Source organism: Micromonospora sp. NPDC006431, assembly GCF_042870725.1.
Classification (GTDB): Bacteria; Actinomycetota; Actinomycetes; order Mycobacteriales; family Micromonosporaceae; genus Micromonospora.
Genome location: NZ_JBIAHQ010000019.1, coordinates 37,381 through 57,041 on the forward strand (window position 1 = coordinate 37,381; position 19,661 = coordinate 57,041).

The window sequence follows — 19,661 nt, forward strand, 5'->3', positions numbered from 1 at the left end:
ATCTCCTGAGTTGCGGCGCGCATTCCGCAGCTCGGTTGACCGCAATCAACGAGATGCGCCCGAGGAGTCCGTAGCGAAACGATACAGCCACAGCCGCCGACCCCACGGAAGGACAATTACGATGCTGGATATCGACGCGGCGCTCGACAACGAGACGGCCGCCGCCATCCAGGCGGTACCCGGGCGCATCGTGCAGGCCTGGGCCGACAACGACGGGGCGGCGTTCGCAGCCGCGTTCGCCGAGGACGGCACGCTGATCCTGCCCGGCGTCTTCCTCACCGGTCGCAAGGAGATCCAGGGCTTCATGAGCCAGGCGTACGCCGGGCCGTACAAGGGCACCAACGTGACCGGAACCCCGCTGGCGGTGAAGCAGTTGGGCGAGGGTGCCGCGCTGGTCATCACCCAGGGCGGCGTGCTCCAACCGGGCGAGACCGAGGTCGCTCCCGAACGGGCCATCCGGGCCACCTGGACGCTGGTCAAGCAGGGACCGGACTGGCTCATCACCGCCTACCAGAACACGCCCCTCCGGGCGTCGTGACGCTGACGTCGGTGCGGTGAGCGATCCCCAGCCGTACCGACGCCGGGGAGAGCGGAGCTCAGCACCCGCCGGCGTACCGCCGGCGGCGGTCGCGATCCGCTGGTGACCCGCGGCCCGAGCCTCGCCATCGCGAGGCGGGCCGCGCGTCGCTGTCCGCCCGCGCACGACGTCCCAGCGCTCCGGTACGAGCGCAACCACACGCCCCGGAGCCGTTCACCAACGCCGCCGGGCAGTCCGGCTCCGCCCAGACGGGTATGCGGACCACCGTGTCTTCATCGCCACGAAGCAGCACTCGACAGAGGAGACCGACATCCATGAAGGCCCTGGTGCTCTCGGGGGGTGCGGGCACCCGCCTGCGACCGTTCAGCTATTCGATGCCCAAGCAGCTCATCCCGGTGGCCGGCAAGCCCGTGCTCGAACATGTGCTGGGCAACATCCGGCAGGTGGGCGTCGACGACGTCGGCATCGTGGTGGGCGACGGCGGCCCCGCGATCGCCGAGGCGATCGGGGACGGCGACCGCTTCGGCCTGCGGGTGACCTACCTGCCGCAGGACCAGCCGTTGGGTCTGGCCCACTGCGTACGACTGGCCCGCGACTTCCTCGGCGACGAGGAGTTCGTCATGTACCTCGGCGACAACATGCTCCCCGACGGCATCCGGGACGTCGCTGCCGACTTCCGCCGACGCCGCCCAGCGGCGCACGTCGTCCTCCAGAAGGTCACCGACCCCCGGGCGTTCGGCGTCGCCGAGTTGGACACCACCGGGCGGGTGCGGCGCGTGGTGGAGAAACCGCAGCAACCACGCAGCGACCTGGCGTTGATCGGGGTCTACTTCTTCACCGCCGCGATCCACCAGGCGGTCGCCGCCGTACGCCCCTCGGCCCGCGGCGAGCTGGAGATCACCGACGCGATCCAGTGGTTGGTCAGCCATGACTTCGAGGTCCGGGCGAGCGAGTACGCCGGCTACTGGAAGGACGCCGGCCAGCTCGAGGACGTCCTGGACTGCAACCGCCGGCTGCTCGGCGATCTGCGGCGCGAGGTGGCCGGCGAGGTCGACGCGGACAGCCGGCTGACCGGCCAGGTGGTGATCTGCCCTGGCGCCCGGGTGGTCCGGTCGCGGATCGACGGACCGGCGATCATCGGCGACGGCACGCTGGTGGAGGACAGCCGGATCGGGCCGGGCACCGCCATCGGCAGCCACTGCGTGCTGCGAAGCACCCGGCTGGCGGACTCCATCGTGCTGGATGGCGCCACCATCGCCGGGACCCCGGGCCTGCACGGCTCGTTGGTGGGGCGGTCGGCGGTCGTGGCCCCCGGCGGCGACCGGTCGTATCACCGCCTGGTCGTCGGGGACCACACCCGCGTCGAGATCGCCGACTGAGCGAGGCGGCGCCAGGTCCGGCGGATCGCCGCGCGGGGCCGCCGGGTCGGCGGGGCCGTGCCGGCGTCCCGCCGGACCCGGCGCTCAGCCGCCGCCGGCACTACGGCGTCAGCTTCTCCAGCGCCGGGACCATGCGTTCGGGTTCTCCAGCGGCTCCGTCCGCGGTCGGGTGGCGTCGGCCCGGGCCGGCGTCCCACGCCGGCCCGGGCCTCGGGCAGTCCGGGTGATCAGTTGGCGGTGCCGCTGGCCGGCATCGGCGCGGCGGCCGGCGCCGGAGCGGTGTCCTCCGCGCCGTCGGGTGCCGGCACGGCGCCGGTCGGCGGCGCATGGCGCAGCGCGAGGACGGCCACCACGGCCAGGCCGACGGCGATGGCCGCGGAGACCATTGCCACGCCGTGCAGGGCCGTGGTGAACGCGGCCCGGGCGGCGTCGAACAGGGCCGTCCCGACCACCTCCGGCAGCTCCGCGGTCGCTGCGGCGGCGCCGGTGATGTTCTCCCGAGCTGAGGTCGCCGCGCCGGCCGGCACGTCCGCGGGCAGCTCAAGCAGGTTGCGGTAGATGGCGGTGCCGACGCTGCCGATCACGGCAATGCCGAACGCCACGCCGAACTCGCCGCCGGTCTCGGACACCGCCGACGCCGATCCGACCTTCTCCGGCGGCACCGATCCGACCACCAGGCCGGTGCCGAGGGAGGCGAACGCGCCGGCGCCCAGCGAGACGATGGCGATGCCGATGATCGGCAGAGCCAGCGAGGCCGACTCCTCGACCCGGCTGACCACCAGGAAGCCGATCGCCGCGATGCCGAGGCCGGCGGCGAGCACCGTGCCGGGGCGCACCTTCTGCGCCACCCCGGGGGCCATCATCGCGCCGATCACCATGCCAACGGCCGAGATCACCATCAACAGCCCGGTCGACAGCGGCGACAGTCCCTTGACCAACTGGAGGAACAGGGTGAAGAACAGCGACAGGCCGGACATCATCGCGGTGCCGAACAGCATGATGGCCAGGGCGGCGCTGAACGAGCGGTGACGGAACAGGCGCAGGTCCAGCAGCGGCTCGCGCTGCGTCCGCTGCCTGCGCACGAAGACGACGGCGAACACCAGGCCGACGACCAGGCTGAGCACCGGAACCAGCTCCCAGCCGGCCCGCGCCAGCTCCTTGATGCCGTAGATCAGGGACAGGATCGCAGCGAGGGACAGGACGACGCTGACCAGGTCGAGCCGCCCGCCCTCCGGGTTCCGGTACTCGGGTAGCAGCGCCGGCCCGGCCACCAGGAGCAGGAGCATGACCGGTACGGCCAGCAGGAAGACGGACCCCCACCAGAAGTTGGTCAGCATGGCGCCGCCGACCACCGGGCCGATGGCGCCGCCGGCCATGAAGCAGCTCATGAACACGGCGATGGCCATGCCCTGCTGCTTCGGGTTGGGGAACATGTTGCTGATCAGGGCCAGCGCTGACGGCATCACGGTGGCTCCGGCGATGCCGAGCAGCGCCCGGGCACCGATGAGCATCTCGGCGCTGGTCGAGTACGCCGCGAGCACCGAGACGAGCCCGAAGCAGGCGGCACCGATGAGCAGCAGGCGGCGACGGCCGATCCGGTCACCCAGGCTGCCCATCGTGACGAGGAACCCGGCGGTCATGAAGCCGTACACGTCGATGATCCACAGCTGTTGGGTGCTGGTGGCCGCGAGGTCTGCGTCAAGCCGGGGCAGCGCCAGGAACAGCACGCTGATGTCCACTGACAGCAGCAGCGTGGGAAGGGCCAGCACGGCCAGGCCCAGCCACTCGCGCCGCCCCGCCAGCGGGGCTGGCGTGTTGTCGTTAACGTGCATCGGGGTCCCTCCTGGTCCACACAGCGGGCACAGGTGGACCTACGCACAGTTCTCGCTAAAGGGACAGATTGTCATGTTCGTCGTCCCGCGGCTTCTTTCAAAGTGCGCAATCCGGCGGGTCGGTCCTACGATCCGCTGCCCGCACCGCCGCCGTACGATCATCCGGGCCAAGCGCGAGGTCGTCGTCACCCTGCGGGATGCTGGGCCTCCTGGCCGGGGCGGCCACCGCCGACGGACGGATCCCCGCCAGGGTCACCGTCACCGCCGACGACACGGTCTTCGACGTGACGGTGCGCCTGGACACCGCGCGGGAGGCCACCTGCTACCGGCACGGTGCCCTCATGCCCTACGTCCTGCGCACGATCTGCCGGCAGGACTCCGTCATCGCCGCACGGAACCACTGCAGGCCATCGGCACCCGCCTCGACGGCTGACCACCGCGCTGGGCACCCTTAGCGCCAGAGTGCGGGTTGTTGCCGAAGACCCAGCTCAGAGCTAGCCTTCTGAACATGTTTGGACAGGTGCTCAAGCTCAAGCACGAGCGGGTCGTCGAACAGCTCGCCCGGGAGATCCGAGGTGGCCGGCTCGCCCGCGGCACCCAACTGCCCGGCGAGCACGCGCTCGCGATCCGGTTCGATGTAAGCCGGAACACCGTCCGTCAGGCCCTCACCGAACTCAGCCGGCGCGGGCTGATCGAGACCCGCTCCGGCAAGGGGTCGTTCGTGACCTTCGACGGCCGGACGATCGACGACCGGCTGGGCTGGTCCCGCGCCCTGGCGGAGCAGGGCGTCCCGACAACGGTACGCGTCCTGCGTCTCGAGCTGGTCCACGAGCCCGAGCTGGCGGAGCGGTTCGATCTGCCGTCCGCCGAATGCGTCGCCGTCGACCGGCTCCGGTCGCTCGACGGAGGCTCGGCCATCTCGATCGAGCGGAGCCGGATCCCGGCCGTCGGCCCGTTGCGCGACCTGCCCGAACGCGGCCTCACCGGGTCCCTGTACACAGCGCTGCGCGCGGCCGGCCTCATTCCGACGCAGGGCGAGGAGTGGGTGGAACTGGCCGAGGTCGCACCGCCCGACGCCCAACTGCTCGACTGCGCCGCCGGCAAGCTCTTCCTGCGCACCCGGCGGCTGAGCCGGGACGCGCGCGGTGAATTCGTCGAGCACGTGGAGAGCCTGCTGGACCCGGCACGGTTCCGGCTGCACCTGCGCTTCGGGGAGGCGTCGGAATGAGTACGTCGACACCGGCTCGGGCCGCGACGCGCGAATCGCGGGCCGTCGCCGCCCTGACCGGGCTCGCCGTCGGTGACGCGCTCGGCATGCCGACCCAGTCCATGCCGCGAGAGCAGATCGTCGCCCGCTACGGCCGGTTGACCGGTTTCGAGCCGGGGCCGGCGGACCAGCCGATCGCGCCCGGCATGCCCGCCGGGACGGTGACGGACGACACCGAGCAGGCACTGCTGCTCGGGCGGCTCCTTCTCGACGGCCGGGGCCGCATCGACGGGCATCGTCTCGCCCGGGAGCTGCTCGCGTGGGAGGACGACATGCGCCGACGCGGCTCGCTGGACCTGCTCGGCCCGTCGACCCGGGCCGCGGTTGCCGCCGTGGCCGCCGGCCGCCCGCTCGAGGAAGCCGGCCGGTTCGGGACGACCAACGGGGCGGCGATGCGGATCGCCCCGGTAGGCGTCGCCGTACCCGCAACCGACCTGGACCGGCTCGTCGACCGGGTCGTCGAGGCGAGCTGGGTCACCCACAACACCGGCGTCGCCCTGGCCGGCGCCGCCGCCGTCGCCGCCGCAGTCAGCGCCGGCCTGGACGGCGCGGACACCGCGACCGCGACCGCGACCGCCGTACGGGCGGCGCAGCTCGCCGCGGGGCGGGGCCACTGGGTGGCGGCGGCGGACATCTCGGCCCGGATCGCGTGGGCCGCCGACCTGGTCGTGGGACGGACGCCGGAGGCGGCGGCCGACCTGATCTACCGCCTGGTCGGGACGAGTGTGGCGACCCAGGAGTCCGTTCCGGCGGCCTTCGCGGTGCTCGCCGTGCACCCCGACGACCCGTGGCAGGCCTGCCTGCTGGCCGCGGGTCTCGGCGGCGACACCGACACGATCGCCGCCATGGTCGGCGCCATCGCCGGCGCCGGCCACGGTGTCGCGTCCTTCCCGGACACCGCGCTGGAAACGATCGAGAAAACCAACCACCTGCCATTGGCAGACCTGGCGACCCGCCTGCTCGCCCTCCGTCAGCCCAGCTGACGCCGGTACGCAGGGAAAGGCAGGATGACGATGTCCACGACGGAACCGGCCGGCACGATCCCGGCCGACACCAACCGGGTCGGCGCCATCGAGACCAGAGGCATCGAACCGGTGCCCCCCACCGAGCGCACGGGCCGGCCGGGCCAGCTCTTCTGGGTCTGGTTCGCGGCCAACATCTCCATCCTGGGGCTGCCGCTCGGTGCCACCCTGGTCGCGCTGCGCGGCATGAACATCTGGCAGGCGCTGCTGGTGGCCGCGATCGGATCCTTCGGCTCCTTCGCCCTCGTCGGCCTGATCAGCGTGGCCGGGAAGTGGGGCGGCGCGCCCAGCATGACGCTGTCCCGCGCGGTCTTCGGCCCCCGCGGCAACCACGGGCCGACGGTGGTCTCGTGGCTGTCCCGGGTCGGCTGGGAGACGGTCAACACGACCACCGCCGCGTACGCGCTGCTGGCGTTGCTGAACATCGCGTTCGGGCTCACGGCGAACCCCGTGCTGACGGTGATCTGCCTGCTCGCCTTCGTGGCGCTCACCCTGGTCGTCTCGGGCCTCGGACACGCCACACTGGTCTGGATCCAGCAGTGGGCGACGTACGTCCTCGGCGCGCTGAACGTCGTGGTCGCCGCGTTCCTGATCACGCGGGTGAACTGGCAGGCCGTACTTGACGCCCCGGCCGCCCCGCTGAGCGTCGTCATCGCCGGGATCGGCGTGATCGCCGCCGGCACCGGCATCGGCTGGGCGAACGCCGGTGCCGACATGGCCCGCTACCAGCACCGGAACGTCTCAGGCGGCCGGATCGTCGCGGCCGCCTCGGCCGGCGCCGGGATCCCGCTGTTCCTGCTCATCGGGTTGGGTGGCCTGCTCTCGGCCGGCGACGGCCACCTGGCCTCCGCCAGCGACCCCGTCTCGGCGATCCAGGTGATGCTTCCGTCCTGGATGGCGGTGCCGTACCTGCTCGCTGCGTTCGGCGGTCTGCTGCTCTCCAACAACCTCTCGGTCTACTCCGCCGGCCTGACCATGATCACCCTCGGCATCCGGACCCGCCGGGTGATGGCCGTGGGCCTGGACATCGTGCTCACGCTGGCCGGTGGGATCTACTTCATGCTGATCGCCGGCAACTTCTACGGGCCGTTCATCACCTTCATCTCGCTGCTCGCCGTGCCGATCACCGCGTGGGTCGCGGTGTTCCTGGCCGACATGCTCCGCCGGCGGGAGTACGACCCGCGTGGGCTGATGGACACCACCCGCACCAGCGCCTACTGGTACCGGGGCGGGGTCCGCTGGGCGGCCCTCCTGCCGTGGCTGGCCGGCACCGTCTTCGGTCTGCTCTTCACCACGGCCTCGACCTCGGCGGACGACGTCTGGTTCAGCGGCCCGCTCGCGGACTCCTGGCTGGGCACGAACGGCCTCGGTTGGGTCGCGGCCTTCGTCGTCGCCGGTGCCCTGTACCTGCTGCTCGCCGTGCCGGGCGGCCGGCGCGGCGGCGAGGCGGGGCGGACCCGACCCACCCCGCCGGAGGGGAACGCGCCCGCCGGCGACCGGACCGTCGCGGAGGCCCGGCGGTGACCGGGCGGCCGGCCCGGCTGGTGCACACCGGGAACGTCGTCATCGACGTGGTGATGTACCTGCCGCGGCTGCCGGAGGTCGGCGGGGACGTGCTCGCCTCCGGCAGCCGGATCACCGCCGGGGGCGGGCTCAACGTCATGGCGAGCGCCGCCCGCCAGGGACTGCCCGTGGCGTACGCCGGGATGCACGGCATTGGGCCGTTCGGCGATCTGGCCCGCGCGCAGTTGGCCCAGGCCGGCGTCGAGCTCGTGCAGCCGGCGCTACCGGAGCTCGACACCGGGTTCAGCGTCGCGCTGATCGACCCGGCCGGCGAGCGCACGTTCGCCACCAGCGTCGGCGCGGAGGCGCGGCTCGGGTCGGCGGACCTGGCCCGAATCGCCCTGAGCCCCGGCGACGTCGTGTACGTCTCCGGATACAGCCTGGCCTACCCGTCCAACGGTCCGGCGCTGGCAGCCTGGCTGCCGACGGTCGCCCCGGAGGTCACCGTCATCGTCGACCCCGGTCCGCTGGTCGCCGAGATACCCGGGTCCGTCCTGGCGTCCGTCTACGAACGTGCCGACTGGTGGAGTTGCAACGAACGGGAGGCGCGGATCCTCACCGAGCACGCCGATCCGGAGGCGGCCGCCGCGTCGCTGGCGGCGCGCACCGGGCGCGCCGGCGTGGTGGTCCGTACCGGGCCGCAGGGCGCCGTCCTCGCCACCGACGACCGGTCCGTGCGCGTGCCGGCCTTCCCGGTGACCGTGGTGGACACCAACGGCGCCGGGGACGCCCACGTGGGTGCCTTCGTCGCCGCCCTCGTGAGCGGTCTCGACCCGGTCCAGGCCGTACGTCGTGCCAACGCCGCCGCGGCGCTGGCCGTCACGCGGCACGGGCCCGCGACCGCCCCCACCGCCGTGGAGGTCGACGAGTTGCTGGCGGGGCGCTCGAGCGGGTGACCGCCGTGCCGGGCACCGCCGCGACCGGTGCCCGGCACCCCGGCCGGTCAGGCCCCGAGGAAGCTGTCGGTCACCCGCTCGAACTCTTCGGTGTGCGTCCAGATGAGCGCGTGGCCGGCAGCGCCGATGACCACCAGCTCCGCACCGGCGATGCCCGCGTGGAGCATCCTCGCGTGGTGGATCGGCACCGCTTGATCATCCGAGGCGGCGATCACGAGCGTCGGACAAGCGATCTCCCCCAGCCGCCGCCTGCTGTCGAACGCCATCGTCTCCTTCCAGGCGGACGCCATCAACCTGCGGTCCTGGTCCGCGATGAGCCCCGCGAGCCAGTCGGCACGTTCCCTACCGAGCTGCAGCGCCGCCGGTGAAACGATCAACCTCGCCGACAGCCGCATGCCGAGGAGCTGGAGCACCAGCGGCAGCAGGCGGCCCTCGACCTGTTCCCGCAAGGTCGCCATGTTGAACGCGAAGGTGCAGGCGAGTACGAGGCGGTCGCACCGGTTGGGAAAGTCGAGGACCAGCTGTTGAGCGATCGCACCGCCCTGCGAGTAGCCGAGCACGGCGGTGGACTCGATGCCCAGCTGGTCGAGCACCTGCGACAGGTCAGCTGCCAGCTGCGTGGCCGCGTACGGCGGCGGAAGTCCCCGACTCCGCCCGTGGCCGCGCAGGTCGGGAACGATCACGCGATGACGGGCGGCGAAATGCTCTATCACCGGCTCGAACATCTGGCCGGTGACCATCAAGCCGTGCACGAGCAGGAGCGGCGACCCCGATCCGTACTCGGTGAAGTACAGCCGCTCTGACGATGATCGGGCAGAGCTCATGGCAGTCTCACGGCCCTTCCCCGCATGTGCCCGCCCGTCCCGCTCGTAAATGATGTCGACTCAGAACTTGACGACGCCGATCACGTTTTCCACCGGCACCGGTCCATTCTGCGAGGAGTCGTTGGCCGCCTCGCGGTAGTCGCCGAAAATTGGCGCGGGGACCTTTCTAGAGGGGCTTCGTCATGAAGACGCTGTTGGGATCCTCCCGGTAAGAACCGAATGGGGAGCAGAAGACGAACCCTGCCTTGGCATACAGCGCTCTCGCCGGGGCGAAGAAATCCATGCTGCCGGTCTCCAGGGAGATCCGGCGAATGTGGCGCCCACGGGCATCCCGCAGCAGATGATCGAGGAGCCGAGTCGCGATTCCCTGGCCTCGTCGCGTCGGATCCGTCCGCATGCTCTTGAGTTCCTCATGACCCGGCTCCAGTGCCGCGAGAGCGCCAGTCCCGACAATCTCGTCGCCAACGGACGCCACCCAGAGGCGGACGTCTGGTGCCTGCAGCCGACGGAGGTCCAGTGCGTGCCGACTCTCCACCGGGGCTGTGGGCGCGAGGTCGTCAAGATGCGCCCGAAGGAACGCACCCAGGTTGGGGTCAGCGAAGTCGGCACGCTCGATGCTCAGGTGCATGGTGGCATGTTGTCGAGACCCTGTTGCAATTACGTTTCGTGCGAGTGACGACCACCGACAGCGAAGCGGGCGCCTCGCGACGAGGGCGTCCGCTTCGCTTCGTGCGCTACGCCAGCACACTGGCGGCCGGGCCCGCCGCGGCCCGCTCCGCGGTGACCCGGCGGCGCCGGGTCGGCAGCCCGAGCATCGGGTTGGCGACGCCCCAGGCGGCACCCTTGCAGACCAGCTCCTTGTAGACGGCGGCGAGCCGTCCGGTCAGGACCGCCGGCACGGCGCGGTCGTCGGCGGTGACGTACTGGATCAAGCCATCCCTGCGGCCCAGTGAGATGCACTGGTTGAAGTAGCGGATCGGCACGTTGGGGAGCTTCCCGCCGGTCAGGCGCGCGGCGATCGCGTCGGCGGCCTGCCATGCGGCTGGGGTACCCGAAGCGCACGACATCCGCAGCGGCTTGTTGCCCGGTCCCAGCGCACAGGCCGCGTCCCCGACGGCGTACACGTCGGGGTGCGAAACCGAACGCATGGTCCCGTCGACCACGATCTGGCCGGTACCGGTGACCTCCAGGGCGGTCGCCTTCGCGATCGGGTGGACCGCGAAGCCGGTGGTCCACACGGTGACCGCGGCCGGGATGGCCCTGCCGTCGGCGATGTCGACGCGGTCGGCGTCGACGCCGGTGACGGCGGCGCGCTCGTACACGGTGATCCCGAGCTTGCCGAAGACCTTCCGGAGGTGCTCGCGGCCCTTGGCCGAGAGCCAGTCGCCGAGGCCGCCGTGGGCGGCGACGGCGACCTTGAGGTCCGGGCGGGCCTCGGCGATCTCGGTGGCGGCCTCCAGGCCGGTGAGGCCGCCGCCGACGACGACCACGGTCTGCCCGGCGTCGAGGCGGGCCAGGCGCTCGCGCAGCCGGAGTGCTCCGGGGCGGCTGGCGATCTCATAGGCGTGCTCGGCGGTCCCGGGGACGCCTTGGGTGTTCCAGCCGCTGCCGAGGGCGTAGACGAGCGTGTCGTAGGCGAGTTCTGCGGCGCCGTTCGTGTCAGTGACGGCGACGGTCCTGCGGTCGACGTCGACGCCGGTGACCTTGGCGAGCCTCAGTTCGACGCCGGTGCCTGCGAACATTTTGCTGAATGGCCGGGGTTTGAGGTCCTGGCCGGCCGCCAGCTGGTGCATGCGGACGCGTTCGACGAAGTCGGGCTCTGCGTTGACGAGGGTGATGGCGACGTCCTCGCGGCGGAGCCGCTTGGCGAGGCGGCCGGCGGCGATGGCTCCGGTGTAGCCGGCTCCGAGGACGATGATGCGGTGCTGCATTTTCTTGCTCCTGTCTTGCGCGGGCTTGCCCCTTGAACCGGGCGGCCCGCCGTTTCCTGACAGGAAGGCGATGTGAAGCACCTCACTTGGCGGTCAGAAGGCATTGAACAGGGGTTCCCCGTGGTCGGCGGCCGCCCAGTGCACGGTCGCGCGTTCCAGCTTGTCGGGGTTGACCTGGTTGCGGAATGCGGCGATGCCCTCGGCGGTGACCTCCAGGCACATGACGCCGACGACCCGGCCGTCCAGGACGGCCACGACGGCGGGGTCGCCGTTGGCGGTCCAGGCGTAGACCTCGGGCGCGCCGCCGACGATGGCGCGCTTGGCCTCGCCGGGTTTGAACAGCCCCCGCAGGAACTTCGCGACCGCGGCGGCCCCCTCGAACGCCTTGGCGCGGGCCGGGACCTTCCCGCCGCCGTCGCCGATCGAGATGGCGTCTTCGGTGAGCAGGCGCACGAGCGGCTCGGTCTGGCCGCTGGTGGCGGCCGTCAGGAACTCCTCGACGATCCGCCGAGCGGCGGCCTCGTCGATCTCGGTGCGGGCCTTGCCGTCCGCGACGTGCTTCTTGGCGCGGTGGAAGATCTGCTGGCTGGCGGCCTCGGTGATGTCGAGGATCTCGGCGATCTCCCGGTGCGGGTAGTCGAAGGCCTCCCGGAGCACGTACACCGCCCGCTCGTTGGGAGCGAGGCGCTCCATGAGGGTGAGGACCGCGTACGAGACCGATTCGCGCTGTTCGGCGGTGTCGGCCGGGCCGAGCATCGGGTCCCCGGCGAGCAGCGGCTCGGGAAGCCATTGACCCACGTAGGTCTCGCGGCGCGCCCGGGCGGAGGTGAGCTGGTTGAGGCACAGGTTGGTGAGGACCTTCGTCAGCCAGGCCTCGGGGACCTCGATGCGGTCGACGTCGGCGGCCTGCCAGCGTAGGAATGTCTCCTGCACAGCGTCCTCGGCCTCCGTGGCGGAGCCGAGGAGACGGTAGGCGATGGCTTCCATGCGCGGCCTGGCGGCCTCGAACCGGTCGACGTCGTCCGGGGTCAAGGGCATGGCCCGATCCTAGGTCGCGCGGCGCGAATCGTCCGCCGCCACGATGGGGCCCTCGCCGTTCGCCGCGCGGTTCGACCTCGCGGACGTAGTAGGGCTCGCCGCCGGTGCGGCTGGGCTGCCCTGCGCCGCCCGTTTCGTCAGGCCAACGGTGCGGCCGGAGGCTGAGCCGGCTGGGACGCGCGCCGCATCAGCACGATGATCCCGCTCACCGCGGTGACCAGCAACGCCACCACCTCGAACGGCACGGCCGCCAGGAAAGGCCACCGCCAACCGAGCGACCGCCCCAGAAACGCCCCAGCCACGGGTCCGAGACCCAAGGCCAGCACCACCGCGCCGGCGACGAGTGGCACCATCAACCCGCGCCGTGCCCCCACCTGCGTGATCAGCACGGCCGTGACGCCCCAGGCCAGACCGGCCCCGACCCCGGTCACCGCGCGGCCGAGCAGCAGCGTTCCGCTCCCCGGGGCCAGCGCGGTCAGCAGCGATCCGGGCACCAGCAGCACGATCGCAGGCAGCGCGACCGCAGTCGGCCACCGCCGGCCGAGCAGAGCGCCGACCGGAACCGCCAGTAGCGCCGCCAGCAGGTAGGCGACGAAGACCCAGGGGATCACCGAGGCCGGCAGATGCATCTCCCGTTGGATCGCGGCCTTTTCCGGCCCGACGGTGACGGCGAGCAGGAAGGCACCCAGCGACGCGGCGAGTGTCGGCCCGATCAGCAGCCAGGCCGGGCGGACGCTGGGGCGTGGGCGGTACGGGGGAATCTGGGTGGTGGTGCCGGGGAAGGGCAGGTTCACCCCAGTGAATATACGGGCGCGGCCTCTGCGGCAGGTAACCGTACTGGGGGTTGACCGAACGATGATGAGCACCGTGGTATCCCGTAAGGACGGTGTCACCCCGCCGAGGAGGGTCCATGACGACCGAGTTGTGCGAGCGCCTGCACGAAACGCGCCGGGCCGGGAAGGTTGAGGGCCTCCACGCGGTCGTGGCGGTCCGTGGTGGCGAGACCCTGCTGGCGTACTACGGCGCAGGCGAGGACTTCAACTGGGGCACATCGCTGGGCGTCGTCGAGTTCGGACCCGAGACCCTGCACGACGTCCGGTCGGTCACCAAGAGCGTGACCGCGCTGCTGTACGGCATCGCGCTCGGCCAGGGCAGCGTCCCCCACCCCGCAGAGCCGCTCCTGCGCCAGTTCCAGGAGTACGCCGATCTGGCGGCCGACCCCGAACGGGCCCGGCTCACCGTCGAGCACGCGCTGACCATGTCCCTCGGCCTGGAATGGCGCGAAGACCTCCCGTACGACAACCCGGCCAACGCCGAAATCGCGATGGAACTGGCGCCGGACCGGTACCGGTACGTGCTGGAGCGGCCGATCCTCGAGCCACCCGGCGCGCGCTGGTCCTACTGCGGCGGCGCCGCGGCGCTGCTTGGCCGGCTGATCACCGCCGGGACCGGACAGCCGCTGCCGCAGTACGGGCGAGAGGCGCTGTTCGCGCCACTCGGCATCCACAGCTTCGAGTGGATGACCGGCGCGGACGGGGTGGCCTCGGCCGCGTCCGGGCTGCGGCTCGCACCGCGCGACCTGGCCAGAATCGGCGAACTGGTGCTCGCCGAGGGAGCGTGGGCCGGTCAGCAGATCGTCCCCGCCGGGTGGATCCACACGATGCTGCAGCCCCGCCTGCAGACCGACTGGGGCGGCCAGTACGGCTACCAGTGGTACGTCGAGACCATGGCAGGCCACCGGCTGGTGGCCGGGATGGGCAACGGCGGCCAACGCCTGATCGTCCTGCCCGACCTGGATCTCGCCGTGGCCATCACCGCCGGCAACTACGACGACCCCGACCAGTGGCGGACTCCGGTGACGCTGCTGGAGCGGGTCATCCTGCCGGCGCTGGGTGACGGGCGCACGCCGCCCTTGCGGTAAACAGGTGGCGTGCGCGCAGGGAGGCGAGCAGGCTCGGCCCGTGACGAGCAGCGACCTGTGGGACGAGGACACCGCGGAGCGGTACGACGACCTCTCGGCCGAGATGTTTGCACCTGAGGTGCTCGACCCCGCCGTGGACTTCCTCGCCCGGCTGGCGGGTTCCGGCCCCGCGCTTGAGTTCGCGATCGGCACGGGTCGGGTGGCCATCCCGCTCGCCGCCCGCGGCATCTCCGTGACCGGCATCGAACTGTCGGAGCCGATGGTCAACCGACTGCGGCGCAAGGTGCCCGCGGAGCAGTTGCCGGTCGTCATCGGCGACATGGCCACGGCGACCGTCCCCGGCCAGTTCTCACTCGTGTACGTCGTGTGGAACAGCATCGGCAACCTGTGCACGCAGGACGAGCAGGTGCAGTGCTTCCGCAATGCTGCCCGGCACCTGTCGCCGGGCGGTCGCTTCGTCGTCGAACTGTGGGTGCCGGGCATCCGGCGGTTCCCCCCGGGGCAGTCGGCGGTGCCGTTCGAGGTGACCGACCGGCACGCCGGCTTCGACACCTACGACATGGTCACGCAGCGGGGAACGTCTCACCACTACCGGCGGCTGAACGATGGGACCATGCGCTACGGCTACAGCAACTTCCGCTACATCTGGCCCGCCGAGTGCGACCTCATGGCACGGCTGGCCGGCTTGACGCTGGAGCAGCGGGTGGCGGGCTGGGACGGGGCGCCCTTCACGTCTGACAGCGAGAGCCACGTGTCGGTCTGGCGCAAGCCCGGCACCGGGGCCGTGGGCTGAGCGCCCGGGCTGCGGAGCCGCCCACGAAGGTCATCGCCTCAGCGGTAGTGGGCGCGTCGATGATGCTGTGGTGGCGGCGGCGGTGCGGTCGTGGGTCGAGCCGGGTGACCGCCGACACCACCAATCGATGGGGGTTAGCATCCACCTGACTGGTCCATTCAGGACCACGGGGAGGATGTTTTGCGTAGAAGAGCGATCTTCAAGGCCGCAGCCGCAGCCGCGGCCGCCGCTCCGGCCGCCGCGCTGCTCGGCGAGGCGCCCGCGCAGGCGTACGCCACCTACGACGTGGCCGTCTGCGAGCAGTATCACAACCAGATCCAGATCTATCCGTCCGGCTCGGCCTGGAGCAGTTCGACGCTGAAGTGGAGCTTCAGCCCAGGCACCGCGAACGGCTGGTCGAACCTCTCCGACGTCAAGTTCCGCAACACGTCGGCGTTCGGCGTGGTCGCCCTGGTCACGGCGTCCGGCGGCAAGGTCGGCATCGTGAACAAGACCACCGAGGCGGCGCAGGAGCTCAACGACCTCCTCTGGTACGCCACGCCGGGCAACAACCCGCACGCGATCGAGCGCATCCCGAACATCGGGGCGATCGTGGTGGCGTCCTCCGGCGGATACCTCTATCTCTACGGCCCCACCGCGGTGAGCGACCCGAGCACGCTGGCGCTGGTCCAGACGATCTCCTTCCCCGGCGCCCACGGCGTCTGGTGGGACGACGTCTCCGGCAAGCTGTGGGCGATCGGCCAGGACTACGCCCGGATCTACACCGTGTCCGGCACCTACCGCAGCACACGGCTGTCGCTGTCCCGGTCGATCTCGATCGGTGCCCATCTGGGGCACAGCCTGGACGCCAGCTACGCCGACAGCAACCTGATGCTGGCCACGGACGGCAGCAAGGTGATGACCATCGACAAGACCACGTACGCCGTGACCCAGAGCTATCCGGACAACTCGGTGAAGTCGTACTCGCAGCACAGCTCGGGCGAGCGGTGCTGGGTGCAGGCCACCGGGGCGACGTACCACGGGGACAACCGGAACTGGGTCAGCCCGACCGTGCAGTTCTTCGACTCCGCGGGGGCCAGGTCGTTCACCCGCTCCCTGTCGTACGGGGCGGAGTTCTACAAGGCACGCCTGTACAACGTCGCCTTCCACTGACCCTCCGGGCCACCACTGCTCGGGAGCGCCGGCGGGTGGCCCGCAGTGCTGGTCCTCGCCCCGCCGCGGGCATCGTCGACACCGCTCCCCGAGCCGGAAGGGCCGTCCTGACCCGGGCCCGGGTCACGAGCTGCAGTCTGCTTCGTCAGCCGCCACGCGGGCGGCCGGGTCGGCGAACCCGGCCGCCCGCGTGCTGACCGCTGGCGGACCTACCGGTCAAGCGGCTCGATCCAGATGTTCCGGTACTGGACCGGGTTGCCATGGTCCTGCAGCCGGATGGCGCCGGCCGCCGGGCCCTCGGGCCGGCTGCTGCCGGTCGGACCGAGGATCTCGACGTCGTTGTGCACCGTGACGCCGTTCCACACCACGGTGACGCGGGCATTCTCGACCTTCTTGCCGGCCGCGTCGTAGCGGGCCTGCCGGTAGAGGATGTCGTACGTCTGCCAGGTCTGGGGCGGCAGCGCCGCGTTGACGTCGGGGGCCTTCTGGTTGTAGATGGCCGCAGCGTCGTTGGTCCGCGGCGGGTCGATGCCGAACGAGTCCAGCACCTGGATCTCGTAGCGGTCCTGCAGGAACACGCCGCTGTTGGCGCGTGCCTGACCGGTCACGTCCGGCGGGTACAGCGGCAGGTTGAACTCGACGTGCAGGCGGAAGTCACCGAAAGCCTGTACCGTGCGGAGGTCTCCGTTCCGGACGGTCATGGCGCCGCCGGCGACCGGCCATTGGGGTTCCCGCCCGTCGGTGTGCTGCCACTCGGTGAGGTCGCCACCGTTGAACAGCGTGATGCGCTCGCCGTGCGGCCGGACGGCGAGCACGTCGAGGTTCACGTGCCCGGAGTCCGCGGCCTCCTTGCGGTACTCGACCACATTGCGGCCCTTGTTCAGGGGGACGGTGGTGGTGACTGTTCCCCACTCCTCCCAGGTCACCGTCGAGGGGAAGACCCTCTGCTCCACCCGTTTGCCGTTGACATACAGGCTCAGCTGTTTCTCACCCGAGTAGGGGTTCGGGCCGTTGCTGTAGCGCATCGCCAGGTCGTACGTCCCGCTCGCCCGGACATCGACCGAAATGCTGGTCGACGAGCCGTTCTGAGCAAAGCCCGCGGCGAAGCCTGCGCCGGAGTAGGCGGCGTGGTCGGTGGCCATGCCGACCCCGACCGTGCGGCCTTCCTCGGCCTCGAAGAACGTCTGCGGCTGCACCACGCGGCCCGGGATCTCGTTGAGCGTGTACCAGGCTTCGGTGTTCCACAGCTCCTCGCCGTCGGCGGAGGAGAACGGGCGCGGGGAGCGCACGTGCACCACGCGGTTTTCCTTCCGACCGGGGATGTGCAGCTTGACCGTGCGGCGGTCGGCCGACAGCTCGGCCTTGGTCACCTTGAGCGTCTCCAACTCGAGCTTGGGCCCGCCGTACTGGCTCGTGGCACCGTAGCGCCACTGCGTCACCTGGTACGCGTCGGCGAGGTCCGCGGCGGTCTCGGCGGACAGTGGCTTGGTGTATTCCAGCTCGAACCCGACGTGCGAGGCGCGCATCTCCTTGACCTCGAAGGTCGAGGTGCCGTTGGGCGTGAGCTTCTGCAGGCCGTAGGTGAGCTTGCCCTCCTGGCCCCAGTTACCGCCGGCGCCCAGGCCACCCACGTAGAGCGCGCCGTCGGGGCCGAGGGCCACCTCGTTGATGCCGGATTCCAGGCCCTGCGTGTGCCGGAACACCGCGCCCTGGTACTGCCCCTCGATCTCCTCGAGGAACACGCGCTGCAGGCCGCCGTAGGTCACATCGCCGACGACCAGCTGCCCCGCGTACGGGCCCTGCTTCAGCAGCACGGGGGTGGACGGTGAGTTACCGATCTCGTTCTGCGGGAGCCAGACGATGGGGCGCGTCACCGGCTTGTCGTCGTACGGCCCGGCCGGCGTCGTGTAGTGGTTGTAGAAGGCGCCGTCCTGGATTTTGACCAGCTTGGACGCGGGCAGCCAGCCACCCTGGTTGTCGGTGACGAAGACCTCGCCCTTCGGGCCCCACCCGATCCCGTTGGGGGTGCGCAGCCCGCCGGCGACGTACGTGATCTCGCCGGTCGCGGCGTTCACCTTGATCGAGGTGCCGCGGTTCGGCGCGGGCTGGGGCACCGTGGTGGCGCCACCCAGGTTGATGGCGACCGACAGGTTGAGATAGAAGTACCCGTCCCGGTAGAGCAGGCCGAACGCGAACTCGTGGAAGTTGCGGCCCCACGGCCAGGTCGCAACGGTCCGGTAGTCATCCGCGACGCCATCGTTGTCGGTGTCGCGCAGGGCCGTCAGCTCGTGCTTCTGGCTGACGTAGACGGTGCCGTCGACCACCGCCACGCCCTGGGGCTCCCGCAGCCCCGCCGCGAACTTGCGGTAGGTCACCTGCTCGGGGCCGGTCTTTCCGGTGACGCCCCCGACCACGTAGACCTCGCCGGTCGCGTTGTCCGTGCCGCCCCAGGTCGAGATCACCAGGTCGCCATCGGGCAGGAAGGCCATGCCGGTGACCTGCGGCCGGAAGCCCTCGGGACGCAGGTCGGTGAGGCTGTAGCTAGGGTGCACCCGGTCGAGGGGCAGGCCGTCGCCGGCCGAGTCGGTTGCGCCCTCGCAGTACTTCCAGCCTGGGGCGGTGACGCGCACGACGCCGGCGTCGGTGCTCAGTGCGGAGGTCGGCACGAGCTGGAAGCCGCTTGCGCCAGGAGGCCGCCACTCGAGCCGCAACACCTGGCCGCCGCCGTTCTCGAAGAACTCGACGAACAGCGGGTGCAGGCCGGCGCTCAAGCTGACCGACCCTTCCTTGGAGGTCTCGCCGTGCAGGCCGTCGTGGTCGACGACGAGCTGGTCGTCGATCGTCAGGCGCGACCCGTCGTCGCTGGTGAGCCGGAAGGCGTAGTCCCCGTCGGTGGGCACGGTGAGGTTGGCGATGACGTGGCTGATGAATCGGTCGGACAGGCCGAACTCGCCCGTGGTGGTCCAGTTGATCTGCGGCATGAGCTTGTCGACGTTCGGCGTCTGTGCGGGCTTGAGGGTGCACAGCGCCGACAGCGGGGTGCCCATGTCGTACGAGCGCAGGGTGACGCCCGGCTCCTGCGGCGGGACATCGGCGGTGACGGGTGCGGCCGTGGCCGAGGTGACGGGGACTGCGGCGAGCAGGGTCGCCAGAGCGGCACCAGCGGCCGCGAGCGCGGCTCGGCGGCGCCGGCGCCAGCGGTTCGGTGCGGTCATGGTTCCTCCTGGTGGGTGGCGGCGGAGCCCGGCCGGGAAGGATCCGTGCGACTTTCCTCCCCTGGACCGGCCAGTACGAGCGCGCAACACAAAAGATCGATGGCGACACTCTAATCTTTAGATCTAAATAGCTCAACTTTCAAATGGATGAATGAAAGCCGCCGCTCAGTGGTCAGGATCCCGCACCGGGCGACGCGGCGGGCAACGGCGACCGACACCACGGACGCCGGCGAGCGGCCGGACATCCGGACCCTGACGTGCTACAAAACCGGTAGCCCGAACCACCGAGT

General features: G+C 71.0%; 17 protein-coding genes. 10 read left to right on the top strand and 7 right to left on the bottom strand.

Going from position 1 to position 19,661, the window contains the following annotated elements; all coding sequences use genetic code 11:
• Positions 1-121: 121 nt before the first annotated feature.
• Positions 122-538 carry an SgcJ/EcaC family oxidoreductase gene (locus ACFYM6_RS26815; RefSeq protein ID WP_073836146.1) on the top strand — a complete coding sequence of 139 codons (417 nt, stop codon included), beginning with the start codon at positions 122-124 and terminating at the stop codon, positions 536-538.
• Positions 539-852: 314 nt separating this feature from the next.
• Positions 853-1,917 (top strand): glucose-1-phosphate thymidylyltransferase, encoded by a 1,065-nt coding sequence (locus ACFYM6_RS26820; protein ID WP_387279853.1) that lies wholly within the window; start codon positions 853-855, stop codon positions 1,915-1,917.
• Positions 1,918-2,144: 227 nt separating this feature from the next.
• Here ACFYM6_RS26820 and ACFYM6_RS26825 read toward each other — a convergent pair whose 3' ends face one another.
• A complete protein-coding gene (locus ACFYM6_RS26825; RefSeq protein WP_387279855.1) occupies positions 2,145-3,749 on the bottom strand; it encodes an MFS transporter in 1,605 nt (534 codons plus the stop codon).
• Positions 3,750-3,946: 197 nt separating this feature from the next.
• Here ACFYM6_RS26825 and ACFYM6_RS26830 point away from each other — a divergent pair, with 197 nt between their 5' ends.
• The 5 genes from ACFYM6_RS26830 to ACFYM6_RS26850 are packed head-to-tail and all read left to right on the top strand — an operon-like array spanning position 3,947 to position 8,497.
• Positions 3,947-4,204, top strand: a complete 258-nt coding sequence (locus ACFYM6_RS26830; RefSeq protein ID WP_387279857.1) for a hypothetical protein — start codon at positions 3,947-3,949, stop codon at positions 4,202-4,204.
• Positions 4,205-4,257: 53 nt separating this feature from the next.
• Complete coding sequence (locus ACFYM6_RS26835) at positions 4,258-4,977, top strand: GntR family transcriptional regulator (RefSeq protein ID WP_387279859.1); 720 nt, start codon at positions 4,258-4,260, stop codon at positions 4,975-4,977.
• On the top strand, positions 4,974-5,999 hold the full coding sequence (locus ACFYM6_RS26840) for an ADP-ribosylglycohydrolase family protein (protein ID WP_387279861.1): 1,026 nt from the start codon (positions 4,974-4,976) through the stop codon (positions 5,997-5,999). The genes ACFYM6_RS26835 and ACFYM6_RS26840 overlap by 4 nt, the downstream gene beginning before the upstream one ends.
• 30 nt (positions 6,000-6,029) lie before the next feature.
• Entirely contained in the window at positions 6,030-7,562 is a 1,533-nt protein-coding gene (locus ACFYM6_RS26845; RefSeq protein ID WP_387279862.1) for a purine-cytosine permease family protein, read from the top strand.
• Positions 7,559-8,497, top strand: a complete 939-nt coding sequence (locus ACFYM6_RS26850; RefSeq protein ID WP_387279864.1) for a PfkB family carbohydrate kinase — start codon at positions 7,559-7,561, stop codon at positions 8,495-8,497. The genes ACFYM6_RS26845 and ACFYM6_RS26850 overlap by 4 nt, the downstream gene beginning before the upstream one ends.
• 47 nt (positions 8,498-8,544) lie before the next feature.
• Here the strand turns inward: ACFYM6_RS26850 and ACFYM6_RS26855 are convergent, their stop codons facing one another.
• The 5 genes from ACFYM6_RS26855 to ACFYM6_RS26875 form a co-directional block, all read right to left on the bottom strand.
• Positions 8,545-9,321 carry an alpha/beta fold hydrolase gene (locus ACFYM6_RS26855; RefSeq protein ID WP_387279866.1) on the bottom strand — a complete coding sequence of 259 codons (777 nt, stop codon included), beginning with the start codon at positions 9,319-9,321 and terminating at the stop codon, positions 8,545-8,547.
• A 166-nt stretch (positions 9,322-9,487) separates the two neighbouring features.
• Positions 9,488-9,949, bottom strand: a complete 462-nt coding sequence (locus ACFYM6_RS26860) for a GNAT family N-acetyltransferase (protein ID WP_387279868.1) — start codon at positions 9,947-9,949, stop codon at positions 9,488-9,490.
• A 106-nt stretch (positions 9,950-10,055) separates the two neighbouring features.
• The gene (locus ACFYM6_RS26865; protein WP_387279870.1) at positions 10,056-11,252 is read right to left on the bottom strand and encodes an NAD(P)/FAD-dependent oxidoreductase; all 1,197 of its coding nucleotides are present in this window, start codon (positions 11,250-11,252) and stop codon (positions 10,056-10,058) included.
• A gap of 93 nt (positions 11,253-11,345) precedes the next feature.
• Positions 11,346-12,290 carry an RNA polymerase sigma-70 factor gene (locus tag ACFYM6_RS26870; RefSeq protein WP_387279872.1) on the bottom strand — a complete coding sequence of 315 codons (945 nt, stop codon included), beginning with the start codon at positions 12,288-12,290 and terminating at the stop codon, positions 11,346-11,348.
• A gap of 137 nt (positions 12,291-12,427) precedes the next feature.
• Complete coding sequence (locus ACFYM6_RS26875) at positions 12,428-13,084, bottom strand: MFS transporter (protein WP_387279874.1); 657 nt, start codon at positions 13,082-13,084, stop codon at positions 12,428-12,430.
• Between the two features lie 116 nt (positions 13,085-13,200).
• Between ACFYM6_RS26875 and ACFYM6_RS26880 the strand changes: the two genes are divergently transcribed.
• The 3 genes from ACFYM6_RS26880 to ACFYM6_RS26890 all read left to right on the top strand — a co-directional run bounded on the left by ACFYM6_RS26880 (position 13,201) and on the right by ACFYM6_RS26890 (position 16,156).
• On the top strand, positions 13,201-14,211 hold the full coding sequence (locus ACFYM6_RS26880; protein WP_387279876.1) for a serine hydrolase domain-containing protein: 1,011 nt from the start codon (positions 13,201-13,203) through the stop codon (positions 14,209-14,211).
• Positions 14,212-14,251: 40 nt separating this feature from the next.
• Complete coding sequence (locus ACFYM6_RS26885; protein ID WP_387279878.1) at positions 14,252-15,004, top strand: class I SAM-dependent DNA methyltransferase; 753 nt, start codon at positions 14,252-14,254, stop codon at positions 15,002-15,004.
• 180 nt (positions 15,005-15,184) lie between these two features.
• Complete coding sequence (locus ACFYM6_RS26890; RefSeq protein ID WP_387279880.1) at positions 15,185-16,156, top strand: hypothetical protein; 972 nt, start codon at positions 15,185-15,187, stop codon at positions 16,154-16,156.
• A gap of 209 nt (positions 16,157-16,365) precedes the next feature.
• On the opposite strand, the gene ACFYM6_RS26895 is transcribed toward ACFYM6_RS26890, so the two are convergent.
• Positions 16,366-19,371, bottom strand: coding sequence for a family 16 glycoside hydrolase (locus ACFYM6_RS26895; RefSeq protein WP_387279882.1), 3,006 nt, complete (start codon positions 19,369-19,371; stop codon positions 16,366-16,368).
• Positions 19,372-19,661: the final 290 nt, after the last annotated feature.